Origin of the sequence: Niveispirillum sp. SYP-B3756 (assembly GCF_009495745.1) — a bacterium.
GTDB lineage: Bacteria > Pseudomonadota > Alphaproteobacteria > Azospirillales > Azospirillaceae > Niveispirillum.
Window position 1 is genome coordinate 175294 of sequence record NZ_WIDQ01000001.1, and the last position, 17772, is coordinate 193065.

The 17772-nt window shown below is 62.1% G+C and carries 13 protein-coding genes; 2 read left to right on the top strand and 11 right to left on the bottom strand.

Annotation, left to right across the window (positions count from 1 at the left end):
- The first annotated feature begins 18 nt into the window (after positions 1-18).
- A complete protein-coding gene (locus tag GE253_RS00835) occupies positions 19-384 on the top strand; it encodes a helix-turn-helix domain-containing protein (protein WP_153202249.1) in 366 nt (121 codons plus the stop codon).
- 23 nt (positions 385-407) lie between these two features.
- Here GE253_RS00835 and GE253_RS00840 read toward each other — a convergent pair whose 3' ends face one another.
- From GE253_RS00840 to fusA, 10 genes are all read right to left on the bottom strand, one after another.
- A complete protein-coding gene (locus GE253_RS00840) occupies positions 408-1439 on the bottom strand; it encodes an aromatic ring-hydroxylating dioxygenase subunit alpha (protein WP_348770752.1) in 1032 nt (343 codons plus the stop codon).
- 106 nt (positions 1440-1545) lie between these two features.
- Positions 1546-3339: an acyl-CoA dehydrogenase gene (locus GE253_RS00845; protein WP_153202251.1), complete on the bottom strand. Its 1794-nt coding sequence runs from the start codon at positions 3337-3339 to the stop codon at positions 1546-1548.
- 170 nt (positions 3340-3509) lie between these two features.
- On the bottom strand, positions 3510-3686 hold the full coding sequence (locus tag GE253_RS00850; RefSeq protein ID WP_153202252.1) for a hypothetical protein: 177 nt from the start codon (positions 3684-3686) through the stop codon (positions 3510-3512).
- Positions 3687-3763: 77 nt separating this feature from the next.
- Positions 3764-4861, bottom strand: a complete 1098-nt coding sequence (locus GE253_RS00855; RefSeq protein WP_247878419.1) for a methyl-accepting chemotaxis protein — start codon at positions 4859-4861, stop codon at positions 3764-3766.
- 1004 nt (positions 4862-5865) lie between these two features.
- A complete protein-coding gene (locus GE253_RS00860) occupies positions 5866-7320 on the bottom strand; it encodes a TrkH family potassium uptake protein (RefSeq protein ID WP_153202253.1) in 1455 nt (484 codons plus the stop codon).
- Positions 7321-7460: 140 nt separating this feature from the next.
- Entirely contained in the window at positions 7461-7724 is a 264-nt protein-coding gene (locus GE253_RS00865; RefSeq protein ID WP_153202254.1) for a DUF2312 domain-containing protein, read from the bottom strand.
- Positions 7725-7814: 90 nt separating this feature from the next.
- Positions 7815-8378, bottom strand: a complete 564-nt coding sequence (locus GE253_RS00870; protein WP_153202255.1) for a TetR/AcrR family transcriptional regulator — start codon at positions 8376-8378, stop codon at positions 7815-7817.
- Positions 8378-8866, bottom strand: a complete 489-nt coding sequence (locus GE253_RS00875; protein ID WP_348770753.1) for an HPP family protein — start codon at positions 8864-8866, stop codon at positions 8378-8380. Before GE253_RS00875 ends, GE253_RS00870 begins: the two co-directional genes overlap by 1 nt.
- Positions 8867-8929: 63 nt before the next feature.
- Positions 8930-9787, bottom strand: a complete 858-nt coding sequence (locus GE253_RS00880; protein ID WP_153202257.1) for a DMT family transporter — start codon at positions 9785-9787, stop codon at positions 8930-8932.
- Positions 9788-9876: 89 nt separating this feature from the next.
- On the bottom strand, positions 9877-12018 hold the full coding sequence (gene fusA / locus GE253_RS00885; protein ID WP_153202258.1) for an elongation factor G: 2142 nt from the start codon (positions 12016-12018) through the stop codon (positions 9877-9879).
- Positions 12019-12422: 404 nt separating this feature from the next.
- Between fusA and GE253_RS00890 the strand changes: the two genes are divergently transcribed.
- Positions 12423-14498: a methyl-accepting chemotaxis protein gene (locus GE253_RS00890; protein ID WP_173012427.1), complete on the top strand. Its 2076-nt coding sequence runs from the start codon at positions 12423-12425 to the stop codon at positions 14496-14498.
- A 353-nt stretch (positions 14499-14851) separates the two neighbouring features.
- Here GE253_RS00890 and ppdK read toward each other — a convergent pair whose 3' ends face one another.
- A complete protein-coding gene (gene ppdK / locus GE253_RS00895; RefSeq protein WP_153202260.1) occupies positions 14852-17533 on the bottom strand; it encodes a pyruvate, phosphate dikinase in 2682 nt (893 codons plus the stop codon).
- Positions 17534-17772 lie beyond the last annotated feature (239 nt).

Genomic DNA, 17772 nt, shown 5'->3' on the forward strand with positions numbered 1-17772 from the left:
AGGTACTTACGGAAAAGTATGTCCAAACATTATACCCGTGAATCGGCCGCCGAAGGGGTCGAGAATGCCCTCAAGCTCCTGGAAGGGCGATGGAAGCTGGTGATCCTGTTCCACCTGTTCGGTGGCCAGGTTCTGCGCTTCTCCGATCTGGAGCGGGCCATCCCGGCCATCTCCCAGAAGATGCTGATCCAGCAGTTGCGACAGATGGAGATGGACGGGATCGTCCGGCGCATCGTCCACCATCAGGTGCCACCGAAGGTGGAATATTGCCTGACGCCCTGGGGACAGGCGCTATGTCCGGCACTGGACGCGCTGCTCACCTGGGCGGCGCAGAAGGACAGCAGCAGCGATCAAGCAGCAGCGCTGGAAGGGACGGCGGAATAGGGCCTCAGCGAGGCCCCGAAGATTTAGCTGCGCCAGCGCAGCACCGTATCCTTGACCGGGTTGACGAAGGGCCGCGCTTCGTCCCGCGCACGCCCATATTCATTCTTCAACTGGTAATACCAGCGCGCCTGGGTGTCGGCATCCTTGATCAGCATCAGCGTCGGATCATGGCGCAAGCCCTGCTGCTGCAACACCACCACATCGCGGTCCTGGCCCAGGAAGCGGCGGACAAACCGTCGCAGCACCGGGCGGGCCAGATCGGCCCAACCCAGCGTCCAGTAAAAGCTGTTGGTCACTTCCGTGCGGTTGGCATCCAGCGGCGTCACCGTCGTCAGATTGACGATGCGATGCCGGCCGGCAACGATATGTTCGGTCCGGATACCGGGCAGTCGGAAGCTGATCTCCGTCTCCGGCGCTCCCCCCAACAGTTTATAGGCGGCGGAATTAGACGAAGGTTTATGCCGCTTCATGGCAAAGCCGTAGGGTGCCGGGCCGAAGGCTTTGGCCTTTTCATGGATGCTCTTAGCCGACCGCCAGAACCAGCTCTGATGCACGAACGGCCCATGCGCCGGGTCCATCAGGCCGACCACGGCATGGTCGACATGGCAGGGGAATTCCATCACCTCCGTCAGGTTCGGCGCGCGGCCCTCCATATCCGGCATCTGCGGGGGCGGGCCATCCGGCTCCTGCTCCCCCATCCAGACCCAGAGATTGCCCTGCGCCTCTGCCAACGCATAGCGGCGCACCTTGATGCGGGCGAGGTCGAATTCCTGCCCCGGCACCAGCGACGGAATGGCGGTGCAGCCGCCCGTCCCATCGAATCGCCAGCCGTGATAGCAGCATTCCACCTCTTTCCCATCAAACCGACCGCAGGAAAGCGGGATGCCGCGATGCGGGCAGATATCCCGCAAGGCGAAGGGTGCCCCGTCATTCCCGCGCGCGAACAAAAGCGGCTGGCCCAGCAGCATCTTGGCTTGCATCCCGCCCCGCGTCAGCGCGGCGGACGGCATGGCGAAATACCAGATGTCGGTCAGGAAGGGGGCGGGTTCGGCCACGGGGGGATGTCCGGTCACAGGGGTGTCAGTGCGGCGCACCATAGCAGGAACAAGGCAGGAAAGGCACTACCAGGGGCCGCGAGGCCCCTGGACCCCGGACCATTGGTCACAGCCAATCGGGGGACGTGTCGAGGGTGGTGCGGTCAAGGCTGGTCAGGATGGCAGCCTGGGTGACGGTTTTGGGCAGCTCGTGGGCGAAGAACCAACGGCAGGTGGCCAGTTTGCCGTTCAGGTAGGCGGCATCGCCGGTGCCGGCGGCCAGCGACGTCTCGGCCACCAGCGCTTGACGCAGCCAGATCCAGGCCAGCACCGTATGGCCGAACATTTCCAGATATGTCGTGGCATTGGCCAGACAGAGGGCAATCTGGCCTTCGGCGCGAACCCGGCCCAAATGGGTCGTCACCTGCCCTACCCGTTCCAGGGCCAGGGCCAGTAAGCGGGCCTGCGGGGCCAGGGCGGGCACGACAGCGGCCTGGGTGATGGTTTGCGTCACCGTCTCGGCCAACGCGGAAAGGGCGGCACCGTCGCCCATGAACACCTTGCGGCCCAACAGGTCATTGGCCTGAATGCCGTAGGTGCCTTCATGGATCGGGTTCAGCCGGTTATCGCGGTAATACTGCTCGACCGGGTAATCACGGGTATAGCCATAGCCGCCTAGAATCTGGATCGCCCATTTATTGGCTTCCAGGCAGTGCTCCGACGGCCAGGATTTGGCGATCGGCGTCAGCAGTTCCAGCAGCAGGCTGGCCTGTTTGCGGGCGGGCTCTTCCGGGGCGGTGCGTTCCTCATCCACCAGCCTGGCGCAATAAAGGCAGAGCGCCAGCGCCCCCTCTGACGCTGCCTTCTGCTGCAACAACATCCGGCGCACGTCGGCATGGTCGATGATCGGCACCATCGGCGTGGTCGGGTCGCGCGCCTCCAGCGGGCGGCCCTGCGGGCGGGAGCGGGCATAATCGGCGGAATAGCGATAGCCGGCATAGCCAAGCGCCGCCGCCCCCAGCCCCACACCAATCCGCGCCTCGTTCATCATCTGGAACATATAGGACAGGCCCTGGTGCGGCTGGCCGACCAGGAAGCCCTGGCACCGCCCTGCCTCCCCAAAGGACAGAATGGTGCTGGTGGTGCCGCGATAGCCCATCTTGTGCAGCAGGCTGACCAGCCGCACATCATTATCGCCGCTCAGCGCGCCGTCATCCCCCACCCGGTAACGCGGCACGATGAACAGGCTGATCCCCTTCACCCCCGCCGGTGCCCCCTGGATACGGGCCAACACCATATGGATGATATTCTCTGAAAGCTCATGCTCCCCGGCGCTGATCCATTGCTTGGTGCCGGTGATACGGTAGGAGCCATCCGGGCCGGGCGTCGCGGTCGTGCGGATATCGGCCAGGCTGCTGCCAGCCTGCGGTTCCGACAGGGCCATGGTGCCAAAGAACCGTCCCGTCAGCATCGGCCCCAGGAACCGCGCCTGCTGTTCTTCACTGCCAAAGGCGCGGATCAGGTTGCCCGCCCCAATGGTCAGGAACGGATAGGCCGCCGTGGCGATGTTGGCCGTCTGGAAGAAGCTGAAGGCCGCCTGCACGATGCACCAGGGCAATTGCTGGCCGCCCAGCTCCTCATCATGATGGGCAGCCAGAAACCCCGCCTCGGCAAAAGCATCGACGGCGGTTTTGACGGCGGGCAGCATTGCCACCTTGCCGTCAATCCGCTCCGGCTCCTGCTGGTCGGCCGCATGGTAATGCGGGGCGAACAGGTCGGCGGCCAGCCCATCGGCCACATCCAGCACCTGATCCAGGTCTGAACGGTCCAGATGCCGGAACCGGTCGCGCGCCAGCAGCGGCCCCAGATCCAGAAACCCATCCAGCAGAAACGCGATCTCGCGCCGATCCATACGGCTCATCGGCCTTGTCCTCCCGCTTGCGGAGGCTTACACGCCCCTCGTTCAAACATATGTTTAAAAGAGGGACATGGAAAGGTCGAGCGAAAGAATCAGCAGCACCAGAAACTGGGGCTGAGCAGCACCGGCACGGTGAACAGCTCCAGCCGCTTCCGGCTAGCCGGCGGAAGCGGCTAAGCCCCCTTCTTTAAGAAGAGCGCCGTCTCCTCCCCCAACTCCGTCGCCAAGGCTTGCAGGGCGTCGGCCACCGCGAGCAGTTCCCGCGCCGCGCCCTCGTTACGGCCAGCGGCACCAGAGGCACCATCGACGCATCCCCGCACCTGTTCGGTAGCGGCAGCCTGCTGTTCCACAGCGCCGGAAACGGCTAGAGCCGGGTGCGTTTAAACGGAAACGCACCCGGCTCTAAGTCCTTGTTCTGCGAGCGGATTCACGCTCCAAAGCGATTCCGCTTTTCCGCGATCCGCTCTAATGCGATCTCGTTCAGCCGGCGCGTCGTTTCGCCGATCTGGTCCATGGCCGATACAGTATCGCCCATGGCCTCCTGAATCTCAGCCACCTGCTGCTCAATCTCTTCCGTGGCGCGCGCCGTCTGGCCGGCGAGATTCTTGACCTCACCGGCCACCACCGCGAACCCTCTGCCCGCTTCACCCGCGCGGGCGGCCTCAATGGTGGCGTTCAGCGCCAGCAGGTTCGTCTGGGCGGCGATTGTGCGGATCAGTTCAATGATCGTGCTGATCCGCCCGGTCATGTGCGACAGGCGGACCACCTGCTCAGCCGACCGGCCGACATCACGGACCGCAGCATCCGTCATGGCCGCCGCCTCGGAAATCCGTGCAACAATATCCTGGATGGAAGCCGTCAGTTGCGCCGTAGCGCCCGACGCAGCAACCGCCAACCCGTCAATTTCCCGCGCGGTCCCGTTCAGATCGCGCGCCGCCGCCCCCACTTGCCCGGCACAGGCGGCAACGGATTCCACGGATGCCTGAACCTTTTCCGCCATGGCCCGGGTGGCCGTGACAACCGCCCAGGTAAGCATCGGCCCCTGGTAGTTCCCCGCATCGTCTGTAATCGCCGATACTTTGAGGTGCAGCACCTCCGGCCCCAACCGGATAAACGCCTCATGCGGCAATCTCGACGGATCGGCCAGCATGGCGTGCTGATGTGCTGGATGGCGATGGAAAATATCGATGCTTGAACCAACCAGTTGATTGGCCTTGATCGGCAGATGGGCCTCCAACCCCTTCAACGTCTCAAGACTTGTGCGGTTGGCGTAATTGATTTTGTGCCCATCCCGATGATCGCAGGTCATCACGTTGATGGGCATACGGTCAATCATTTCAACCAGACGACGCGCCTCGGCCTCGCTACGCACCCGTTCTGTCACGACAGTCCAGGTCAGCATGGCAAACCGGTGCCGGCCCATCTGATCGTTAATACCGGTGACCGACAGGTCCACCTCCTCATCCCCCATCCGGATGCGGGCGTGATGCGGCAATCGCGCCGGGGACGAGATGATATCCCGCAATTTGCCGGTATCTCGATGGAAGAGTTCAATCCGCTCACCAATCAAATGGTCGGGATCGACCTTCAATACATCACGAAGATCCGTCAAAAACGCCCGTGATCGCTGATTTAAATAATTGATCCGGCCATCCGCAACATCACAGATCATAACCGCCAGTGGTATATGATCGATAATATGCTGCAAATTGGATAATGCAGACGGGTCGGAACGGCCAATCCGCTTCCGGACCCCCCTGGCGATCGCCTTGGTTCGCTTTGTTAACACTTTCCCCCCTTCTAATAAATTGCGCATGACGATAGGGCTCCACCCAACGACAGCGCTGTCAAATTAGAGATACGAGTAAATCCCGGCGTCACTTTAGGTGAAACCTAAAGTGTGACAAAGCATGTATCGTATTTTCTCGCGCATCTCTCTGATCGATTCGATATATAAATTTAAATTAATATATCGTCAATGCGATTTTCATCTACTCGCGTTCACTAAACGCCAACTTTAATTTTAACTAAACTTCAATCACCCTTGCATAAAAGAAAGAGCTTCGGCAATGATGGAATAATACTAATTTGCATTAATTAGAACCTGTGGTTTAGATCAATGCCCTCACCCGCCGACGTCAACATACCAACGGCTTGGCTTCATGCGGGCACGAGCCCGCTGGCGCTCAATGCACCAATCGAGTTGCAACGAGTTCCATACATTGCAACTCGGCATAATATATTATAAATTAGATGATATACAATATGGGGGGATTCTTCGTTGAATGGAGCCGCACATATCCTGACGGTCGGCGGCCCGGCGCGTCAGGAAAACGAAATCCGCCGTGAACGTGACCGATCAAGGCGGATTTGCATGGGTACCGCAGGGCGCCTGACACCAAGCTGTGGAGATGGGAGCGGCGTCTGAGGCAAATGAACGGGTCTCTATCGCCGGCGCGGTCATCCGACCGCTTGGCTGGACACCGCACGTGCAGCGCTATGCGGTCGCCGCCACTGTGTAGACCGTCCTCAGCGGCGCCAGAAACTGGGGCTGAGCAGCACCAGCACGGTGAACAGTTCCAGCCGGCCCAGCAGCATGGCCAGCGACATCACCCAGACGGCCCCATCTTGCAACGGCTCGTAATTGCCAACCGGCCCGATCAGATTGCCCAGACCTGGACCGACATTGCCCAATGCAGAAGCCGCGGCGGAGACGGCATGGGTATAGTCCAGCCCGGTCATGCCCAGCAGCACGGCGAAAATCAAAATCAGGGCGATATAGACGAAGGTGAAGCTCATCACCGAGATGATGACATCGGCATCCACCGGCTTGCCATTATAGGTGAGCGGCAACACACGATTGGGGCTGAACAGCCGGTTCACCTGGGTGCGCAGAGCCAGCCAGAGGATTTCGAAGCGGAACATCTTGATCCCGCCGGAGGTGGAACCGGTACAGCCGCCCACCAGGGTCAAGATGAAGAACAAGGCCACCGGCCCCGGCCCCCATTGCAGATAATCCTGCGAGGCAAAGCCGGTGGTGGTGATGATGGAAACGCAGTTGAAGAAGGAATGGCGGATCGCATCACCCACCGGCAACCGATCCGTCGCTACCAGATAAACGGCAAGGCCCAGGGAAACGACGACGCTGAAAATGATGTAGGTCCTGATCTGGCTATCCCGCCAGAGCGAACCATAATCGCCCCTTACCAAACTGATATAGCGAACGAATGGCAGGCTGCCCAGGAACATGAACAGAGTCAGCACCCATTCCACCGCCGGATTCTGGTAATAGCCGATGGATGTGTCCTGGATGGAGAAACCACCGGTGCCCAGGGCTGTCATAGAATGGTTGATGGCATCGAACATCGGCATACCGGCAAAGCGCAGGCTGACAATGCAGATAAAGGTCAGGGCCAGATAGACCCAGCCGAACCCAAGTGCCATGTCAGCGGCGCGCGGCACCACCTTGTCCGACTTGTCGGATGATTCGCTGCGGAATAGCTGCATCCCGCCCACCCGCAGGAAGGGCAGGATCACGATGCCCATGCCGACAATACCGATGCCGCCCAGCCAGACCAGCAGCGACCGCCAGAGCAGCAGCCCCGGCGGCAGCACCGACACCGACGGAAAGACAGATGCCCCGGTTGTGGTCAGACCCGACATCGCCTCGAAATAGGCATCAGCCACCGACAGGCCGAATTCGGAGAACATGAAGGGCAGTGCCGCAAAAAGGCACACCACCACCCAGGCCGCCGTGGTCAGGATAAAGGTCTGGCGTAGGGACAGGGCGATGCGCCCCGTCCGGTTGGTCAGCATCAGCAGCACGCCGAAGAACAGGGTCAGGGCCGAGGACACGGCAAAGACCCGCCAGTCATCGGCACCGGCGGCAAGGTCCGCCACCAGCGGCATGGCCATGGCCATGGCCAGAACCGACAGCAGCGCACCAATGACATAGAAGATGGGACGCACGTCCAGGGAGAGCATGGAACTCCGGCGGCTGGAGGCGCGGGACGGTTGGTTAACGCCCGTCGCGGATCACCCACCCTTCAAGAAGGCGCGGCCTTCGTCAAGGGTGTTCACTCAAAAAGGAAAAGGGGGCCGAAGCCCCCTTTCCGAAGGCCGGCTCACTCGATCCCGAGGGCCGACTTGTACAGATCCAGCAGGGCTTCCATTTCCTGCCGGTCATTCGACTCCATCTTACGGATGCGGATGATCTGGCGCATGATCTTGGTGTCGAAGCCGGTACCCTTGGCCTCGGCATAGATATCCTTGATATCGTCCATGATACCTTTCTTCTCTTCCTCCAGGCGTTCAATACGCTCGATGAAGGAACGCAGCCGGTCGGCCGCGATGCCGCCGACGTCGGTAGAGGTTGCCGCGTCAGACATAGGATGCCTCGTTCAAATTCGATCAGGGAAGGCCGGACCTTAGCCACGCCGCCGGGCAGAAGCAAGCCGGTTGGTGGGGGCGGATATGGCCTATGCGCCGGGCAGGCGCAACTGGGCGGTCAAAGCCGTTATCGTATCGCGGAACGGTTGCTCATTTCCCAGCGCACGGGACAGAACCAGGGCACCCTGGATCATGCTGAGGGCCGCACGGGCGTGCCGGTCCGCTTCAACATCGGCGAATCCCAGCCGCTGCAAGGCCCCAGACAGCGCCTGTTGCCAGCGGGTGAAATAGCCATTCACCGCCATTGCGAACCGGTCACGCGTATCGTCCAGTGCAAAGGCCCCCACCAGACAGATACGGCGACCCGACTGGAAATAGGCATCCACTGCCGCCAGCATGGCCCCCACGCCTTCCGCCGGGGGCAGATTATCCAATGGCTGGAAGACCTGGCGTTCGAACCAATGGCTGATCTCGCCTAAAACAGCGCCCGCCATCTCCTCCTTCCCGCCGGGGAAGAAGTGATACAGGCTGCCTTTGCCCAAGCCCGTCTTCTCACAAAGCCGGCTGAGACTGGCCCCTTCATAGCCATAGGCGCGGAACGCCTCAGCCAGAAGCGGAATCACATCGGCCCGTTCTGCCACCAACCGCGCCATCAGACGGGCTTTGCCGGATAGGTGATACCACTGGCACGATGGAACAGAACCGCCACAGTAACCAGCATGGAGGCGCCCGCCAGCACCGGCACCAACAGGAAGTCCAATCCCGGCGACAAGGCAAACACCAGCAGCGGATCAGCACCCGCCGGCGGATGCGTCACCCGCAAGGCATTCATCAAGGCGATGGACAATCCTACCGCAAGGGCCACCGCCCACCATTCATTGGGCAGAAACGCATGAAGCAGCAAACCGACGGCCGTGGCAAGCACGTGTCCGCCAACCACATGGGCTGGCTGGGACAGGGGGCTGTTGGGAGCGGCGAACAGCAGCACGCAGCTGGCACCAAAAGGCGCGATCAGCAGCGGCGCGTGCATATAGCTGGACAGGGCTGCCACACAGCCGATGGCCAGCAGGCCACCCAGCCCCGCCAGCAGTGTGACGCGCCAAGGCTGGGCCGGCTGATGTCTGGTGATGAAATGGCGCACGATATCCTCATTGTACCGATCGGTTTTTAGTTTACCGATCAGTACAGAATGTTCGACGCATCGTCAAGCCTTTCGCAACACCAGCGCCACCCCGGCCGCCGTTACGGCCATGCCGGCCAATGCCAGCGGCCCCAACACCTCCCCGAACAGGGCCCAGCCCATCAGGGCGGTAACCGGTGGGGTGAGATAGAACAGGCTGGCTACGCGTGACGCGGCACCCCGCCGGATCAACATGAACAGCAGGAAGATGGCGCCTACGGAGAGAACCAGACAGAGCCAGCCCAGCGCGAAGACGAATTCCCAGCTCCAATCAACCCGCATCGTCTCCAGCCATGGGGCCAGCAACGCGAACAGCGTGCCGGTCGTGGCATATTGGATGGCGGTGCCGCTGCGCAGGTCCATGCCGGTGCAATATCGCTTCTGATAGAGCGTGCCAGCGGTGATGCCGATCAAGGCCAAGCCGGCCAGTGCCAGCGACCAGCCATCGCCGTTACTCAGCGTCAACTTCTCCCACACCACGGCGGCAACCCCGGTCAGGCCCAGCCCCAGACCAGCCCATTGTAACGGGCGCAGCCGCTCGCCCAGCAAGGGACCGGCAACAAAAGCCGTCAAGACCGGCTGCAGCCCCACAATCAACGCCACCGTACCGGCAGGCAGCCCATGATGGATGGCACCGAACACGCCACCCAAATAGGCTCCATGCACCAGCAGCCCCGACAGCGCGATATGCCCTGCCTCCCGCCGGCTGGCAGGCCAAGGCGCCTTGGTCCAGACGGCCAGCCCCGCCAGCAGTACGGCCACCAACGCCATCCGCCAGAGCAGGAAGGTCAGCGGTTCGGCATGGGGCAAACCCAGCTTGCCGCCGATGAAACCAGTGCTCCACAGCAGCACGAACAAGGCGGGGGCAAATTTATCCAGCATGGGGCCGCTTCCTTGAGGACCAAACAACCAAAGAAAAACGGCCGCCCCTTTCGGGACGGCCGCTTTCCAACTTACCCAACAGCTGGAAATCAGCCGTTGTTCTTGCCCTGCTTGGCAACGATTTCGTCAGCGACGTTCCGCGGCACCGGATCATAGTGCGAGAATTCCATCGTGAACGAACCGCGACCGGAAGTCATGCCGCGCAGCTGGCCGATATAGCCAAACATGTCGGACAGCGGCACATGGGCTTCAACAGCGATGTTGTTGCCACGCTCCAGCTGACCCAGGATCGTGCCACGACGACGGTTCACGTCGCCGATCACGTCACCCAGGTAATCTTCCGGAACCACCACTTCGACCTTCATGATCGGTTCCAGCAGAACCGGACCGGCCAGCTTCATGGCTTCGCGGAAGCAGGCCTTGGCGGCGATTTCGAACGTCAGGGCGTTCGAGTCGACGTCGTGGTACTTACCGTCGATCAGGGTGGCCTTGAAGTCCACAGTCGGATAGCCGGCGATGACACCGTCTTCCTTCTGCATCTGCAGGCCCTTATCGACCGACGGAATATATTCGCGCGGCACGGTACCACCGACCACCTGGTCGACGAACTCGTAGCCCTCGCCGCGTTCCTTCGGCTCGAAAATGATCTTCACTTCAGCGAACTGGCCCGAACCACCGGTCTGCTTCTTGTGGGTGTAGATGTGCGTGACGTTGCGGGTGATCGTCTCACGATAGGCCACCTGCGGACGGCCCATGACGCCTTCCACACCATATTCGGTACGGACGCGGTCCAGGGTGACTTCCAGGTGCAGTTCGCCCATGCCGCGCAGCAGGGTCTGACCGGTTTCGCGGTCGGTTTCCAGACGCAGGGACGGATCCGCGCGAACCATCTTGCCGATGGCGGCGCCGAACTTGTCCTGGTCGCCACGGTTCTTCGGCTCGATGGAGACGGAGATCACGGGCTCGGGGAAGCGCATACGCTCCAGCACCACCGGGGCGGCCGGATCGCAGAGCGTGTCACCCGTGTCGGTTTCAGCCAGCGACACGAAGGCGACGATGTCGCCGGCGCGGCATTCTTCCAGATCGTTGGTGTCCTTGGCGAACATTTCCACGATACGGCCGATACGCTCACGCTTGCCGCGGGTGGTGTTCACCAGGGTGGTGCCCTTGCTGACAACGCCCGAATAGACGCGCACGAAGGTCAGCGAACCATACTTGTCGTTCAGCACCTTGAAGGCCAGACCCGAGAACGGCTCGTCATCGGAGCAGATACGCTCGCCGTTCGGGTTACCATCGGGGTCCACCGTCTTGATGGCTTCCACGTCGGTCGGGGCCGGCAGGTACCAGACAACGGCGTCGAGCAGCTGCTGCACGCCCTTGTTCTTGTAGGAAGAACCGCACATCACGGGCACGAAGGCACCGCTCAGCGTCGCCTTGCGGATGCATTCGCGCAGCTTGTCCGCGTCCGGCTCGGTGCCTTCCAGATAGGCTTCCATCGCCGCGTCGTCCTGCTCCACGCAGGCTTCAACCAGATCCTGGCGGTACTGCTTGTACTGGGACAGCAACTCGCGGTCATAGGCGTTGGTGATCTTCAGCTTGTCGGCCAGATCGTCCGTAACGTCCCAGATTTCCCACTTGCTGTCCTTCTCCTCGGAGAACCAGACATAAGCCTTCATCTCGACGAGATCGATCATGCCGTGGAAGTCATCTTCCGAGCCGATCGGCATCTGCAGGCAGACCGGGCGCGAGCCCAGACGATCAACGACCATCTTCACGGTGCGGCGGAAATTCGCGCCCGAGCGGTCCATCTTGTTGATGTAGCACATGCGCGGCACTTTGTAGTTGTCCGCCAGGCGCCAGTTGGTTTCGGTCTGCGGCTCAACGCCGGCCACACCGTCGAACACCACGACCGCGCCGTCGAGCACGCGGAGCGAGCGGTTCACCTCGATGGTGAAGTCCACGTGGCCCGGGGTGTCGATGACGTTGATCTTCTTGCCCTTCCAGAAGCAGGACACGGCGGCCGACTGAATCGTGATGCCGCGCTTCTGTTCCTGTTCCATGTAGTCGGTCGTCGTCGACGTCTTCAGATCCTTGGTATCATGAACGTCGATGATCGTGTGCTTACGACCGGTATAGTACAGGATGCGCTCAGTCGTGGTCGTCTTGCCGGCATCGACGTGGGCGATGATGCCGATATTCCGAATATCAGAAAGCGGGGTAGTGCGGGGCATAAGAAGGGCTCCGTCGTCCAGCGTCGTGTCAAAAAGATCAACCGACCCGGCGTGGTGAGGTCGAGTGTTCAGAGGGCGGGACGGCCCACGGTGAGCAAACCATACCCGCACGAAAAAAACCGGGCAAGCCGACGGGTGCTCAGCACCCCGACTCCCCGGTGGCGGCCTATTTAGCGCGGATGGGCGCGGAAGCCAAGCGCCATCGTCAGCATGACCGCCAAGCGCAGGGCGACGGGCGCCCCCTATTTGCATCGTCTTGTCATAACCATTTGGTTACCATAACCCTATGGCTATTGGCCCGCGTATTGTCTGGAGAGAACAGCCACTTAAGATGTATGTGGTGGGATGCCGTCGCGTGGCGCGGAGAGGCCAATAATGCCCACCGGAGAAGGGATCGACAGACCATGTTCAAGACATCGGTGTCACGATTGCTGATGGGGATTCAGATCGTCATGCTGTGCGGTCTGCTGGCCGCCGTGGTGACCCTGTCGATTTCTTCTCTGAAGCAGTTCAATGGCGCCCATGCCATTGTGGCGGATACCTTGTCAAACCGGGCCCTGTTCGACGCGGTGGTGAAAACACGGGCCCAGATTGCCCGGATACAGACCGCGATTGTCTCCCAGGATGATCCCGGCAAAACCGTGGAAGAGGCGCGCACGGCAGCGCGCTCTGCCTATCAGGAAGCGGTGCGCCTGCTGGCTGATGCCGATATCGCCAACAAGGCGGCCGTTCAGGGTAAGGTTGAGGAGACCCAGAAACGGATGGCGGCGGAATGGAGCAGCGTCGCCAGCCAGATCGCCCACCCCCGCGCGGATCGCAAGCTGGCCGCCACCGATGGCTGGCGTCAGGCCGTGCTGGGTGCCGCCGATGCCCTGGAAGGGGCCGCCACCACCACCGCGCAGAATATCCGTCAGCTGGACGCCCAGATCGGGGAACTGATGGTGACGCGCGAGGCCGCGTGGCGCCTGCGCGACAATATGGGCGCGCAATGCTCCCTGTTGCGCCCCTTCATCACTGAGAGCAAACCCCTGACAGCGGACATCGCCCAGCGCTGGCACAGCCGTAACGGCGCCTACAGCGTCGATCTGGCCATGCTGGGGGAAATCGCCCGACGCCCTGGTACCAGCCCCGCTCTGCGCGATGCCATCACCCTAGCCGCCGGCAATGTCGACAAGGCGCAAAGGGCCATCAATGAGCTGGTGGGCAAGCTGGATGGCAGCGGCAAGGCCGCGATGGAGCCGGCTACTTATACCGCCACCTGCAACCAGCCTTTCGACAGTATCCTGGCCATCGCCTACGGCGCGCTGGATCTGGCGGTGGAGCAGGCGGAGCGGGAGCGTAGCGCCGCTTTGATGATGCTGGTGCCCACCTGGATGGGGCTGATCGGGGCCATTGCCCTGTCCATCTTCGGCATCCTGGCCATCCGCCGCCGGGTGACCGGCCCGACCAGCATGTTGCGGGAAGCGATCGGCCATCTCTCCCGCCAGGATTATTCAGTCCCTGTACCGCCGGCAGCCTATCCGGACGAGCTGGGTGGCGTGGCCAAGGCGCTGGAGTCGCTGCGCCAAAGCGCCGGCGAAGCCCAGCGCCTGCAACAGGAGGCCGTGGCAAGGCAGGCCGCCGAATTGGAGCGCGCCCGCCTGCTGCGCGACTATTGCCAGGCTTTCGATCAGGCGGCCCAGCAGGCCTTGAGCAATATCGGCAGCGCCACCCATGCCCTGGACCAGACCTCCGGGACGATGCGGCAGATCGCCAGCGAAACCAGCCAACAGGCGACCATGGTCTCCAACGCGGCGGAGGAGACCTCCCAGAACGTGCAGACCGTCGCTGCCGCAACGGAGGAGCTGTCAGCCTCCATCGCCGAAATCTCCCATCGGGTAACGGCCAGCGCCGACATGGCGCAGCTGGCCACCGATCAGGCTGCCACCACCAATAGCACCGTAGAGGCGTTAAATGATGCAGCCCAACGCATTGGCGATGTGGTGGGGCTGATCAGCGAGATCGCAGCCCAAACCAACCTGCTGGCCCTGAATGCCACCATCGAAGCCGCCCGCGCCGGGGAGGCCGGCAAGGGCTTCGCCGTCGTCGCCTCCGAGGTGAAGAGCCTGGCAACCCAGACGGCACGGGCCACCGACGATATCACCGTGCAGGTGCAGAATATTCAGGGCACCACGGTAGCAGCCGTTAAGGCCATCCAAACCATCACCAATATGATCCAGCAGATCAGCGAGGGCACCTCTGCCATTGCGGCGGCCGTGGAGGAACAGGGCGCCGCCACGCAGGAAATTTCCAGCAGCGTGCAGCAGGTGGCGCAGGGCACGGCCGAGGTCACCAGCACCATCGCCGAGCTGGCCCAATCCAGCCAGCAGACGGGAGCAACCGCCGGCGCGGTCAGCGAGGCGGTGGGCGAGGTGGTGCGCGAGCAGGGCAGCCTGCGCAGCGCCATGGAGGATTTCCTGGCCAAGGTTCAGCGGGCCTGACCGCCGCACCCCAGAACCGCCCCCGCCATTGGCTTAGCCTTCAGCAGCGGAGCATCAGCCTGGGCGGCGCAATCGCCCCGGTTTTGCGGGTCAAGGCTCAACCGCGATCGAAGCCGTTCGAAATAGAGGGCCAGCGCGCTCTCGATTCCCGATGGGATAGACGTGAAGGCCGCCCCCCTTTCCGGGGGGCGGCCTTCTGGCTTTTTATACTAGCGGCATGAAATCTTGACCGATGGTCAATCTTTCCTGCCCCTCAATCGCCAGCATCAGCATCCGCTGACTTGGCTACACCGCACGAGCGGCGCGGCGGCAGTCGCCGCCGTACCAACGGTCATGAATTATGACCGTTGGTATTAGGCTTCGCTGGCGCGCTTTTCGCCTTCGATGGCGGCTTGCGCTGCCGCCAGACGGGCAATCGGCACCCGGTAGGGGGAGCAGGAGACGTAATCCAGCCCCACCTTTTCACAGAAATAAATCGACGACGGGTCGCCACCATGCTCGCCACAGATGCCGAGCTTGATGTCGCCGCGCGTCTTGCGACCACGTTCGGCGGCGATCTGCACCAACTCACCCACGCCTTCGGTATCCAGGGTCACGAACGGGTCGTGTTCCAGAATGCCGGCGCGCTGGTAATCCGGCAGGAAGGCCCCGGCATCGTCACGGCTGATGCCGAACGTCGTCTGGGTCAGGTCGTTGGTGCCAAAGCTGAAGAACTGAGCCGTTTCCGCGATCTTGCCCGCCTGCAAGGCTGCGCGCGGCAGTTCGATCATGGTGCCGACCAGATAATCGATCTTGTGGCTGGATGCGGCGATCACCTCACCGGCCACGCGATCAATCACCCCCTTCAGGATGTCCAGTTCCTTCTTGGTGCCGACCAGCGGGATCATGATTTCCGGGATCACCGTCTCACCCGTTTCCTTGAACACGGCCACCGCCGCTTCAAAGATCGAACGGGCCTGCATCTCGTAAATCTCCGGGAAGGAGATGCCGAGACGGCAGCCGCGATGGCCCAGCATCGGGTTGGCTTCATGCAACTGAAGCGCCCGGTGCTGTACCTTCTGAATGTCGGTGCCGGCGGCCTTGGCCACCTCGGCCATTTCGGCCTCGCTGTTGGGCAGGAATTCGTGCAGCGGCGGGTCCAGCAGGCGGATCGTGACGGGCAGGCCCTTCATGATCTTGAACAGTTCAACGAAATCCTGGCGCTGCATCGGGGCGATCTTGGCCAAGGCAGCGCGGCGGCCCGCCTCGCTGTCGGCCAGGATCATTTCGCGCACGGCGATGATGCGGTCGGTATCGAAGAACATATGCTCGGTCCGGCACAGGCCGATGCCTTCGGCGCCGAACTTGCGGGCGGTGCGGGCATCCAGCGGGGTTTCCGCATTGGTGCGCACCTTCATGCGGCGATGCGCATCGGCCCAGCCCATCAGTTCAGCGAAATCGCCGGACAGTTCAGGCTGAATGGTCGGCACCTCGCCCAGCATCACCTCACCGGTTGACCCGTCGATGGTGATGATGTCGCCGGCCTTCACCTCCACATCGCGCACCAGCATGATGCCGCGCTTGTAATCAACGCGCAGTTCACCGGCACCGGCCACGCAGGACCGGCCCATGCCGCGCGCCACCACGGCGGCATGGCTGGTCATGCCGCCACGGGTGGTGAGAATGCCCTTGGCCGCGTGCATCCCGTGAATATCTTCCGGGCTGGTTTCCACGCGGCAGAGGATGACGCTTTCACCCAGGCCCGCCTGCTTTTCCGCTTCCTCAGCGGTAAAGACCACCTTGCCGGATGCAGCACCAGGGCTGGCCGGCAGGCCCTTGGCGATGATCTTCTTGACGGCCTTGGGGTCCAGCGTCGGGTGCAGCAACTGGTCGAGCGACTTCGGCTCAATCCGCAGGATGCCTTCCTTCTGGCTGACCAGCCCTTCGCGCACCATGTCCACGGCGATCTTCAGCGCCGCCGGGGCCGTGCGCTTGCCGGAACGGGTTTGCAGCATATAGAGCTTGGATTGCTGCACCGTGAATTCGATATCCTGCATGTCACGGTAATGCCGCTCCAGCTTCAAACGCACCGCGTTCAACTGCTGGAACACTTCCGGCATACTTTCTTCCATCGCCGGCAGGGTGGAGCCATTGGCCAGCTTGCCGGCAATGGTCAGGTGCTGCGGCGTGCGGATGCCGGCCACCACATCTTCGCCCTGGGCGTTGATGAGATATTCGCCATAGAAGGCATTCTCGCCCGTGGACGGGTTGCGGGTGAAGGCCACGCCGGTGGCGCAATCCTCGCCCATATTGCCGAACACCATGGCCTGTACATTCACCGCCGTGCCCCATTCGGCCGGAATGTCGTGCAGCTTGCGATAGGTGATGGCGCGGGCATTCATCCAGGAACCGAACACGGCGCCGATGGCACCCCAAAGCTGTTCCTGCGGGTCTTGCGGGAAGGGCTTGCCCAGTTCTTCCTCAACCACGCGCTTATAACCGGTGATGACCTGCTGCCAGTCTTCCGCCGTCAGTTCGGTATCCAGGTTCAGGCCGGCATCGCGCTTATGGTCTTCCAGCACTTCTTCAAAGTGGTGGTGATCCACATCCAGCACGACATTGCCGAACATCTGGATGAAACGGCGATAGCTGTCATAGGCGAAGCGGGCATCGCCGGAACGCCGGGCCAGGCCCGCCACCGTGATGTCATTCAGGCCCAGGTTCAGCACCGTATCCATCATGCCCGGCATCGACGCGCGGGCACCGGAGCGCACGGACACCAGCAGCGGGTTTTCGGCATCGCCGAAGGTGGCCCCGACAATGGTTTCCACCGCAGCCAGCGCACCGGCAACGGACGCGGCCAGTTCCGGCGGATATTGGCGGCCATTGGCGTAGAAATAGGTGCAGACCTCCGTCGTGATCGTAAAGCCGGGAGGTACGGGCAGGCCGAGATTGCTCATCTCCGCCAGATTGGCGCCCTTGCCGCCGAGAAGATTCTTCATCTCCGCGCGGCCCTCGGCCTTGCCTTCACCGAAGCTGTAGACCCACTTCGTCATGGTCTTGGTCCCGTCGATTGTTCAATGGTTGGGATGTAGGACTGGGGGTGTTGGACGCTACGCAACATTGTGCAACGGATTTGGGGGGGATGTTGCACAGGGGAAATCCGGCTTTTTGCTGCCGGCATGGGGGTGCCTGCCCGCGTTGGGGGCGGGGGCGTGAAGAGGGGGGCGCCCGAAAGGGCGGCCGGAGATGGGGCAAAGCCGCCACCCCAAGTTCAAACCGTCACCCCGGCGAA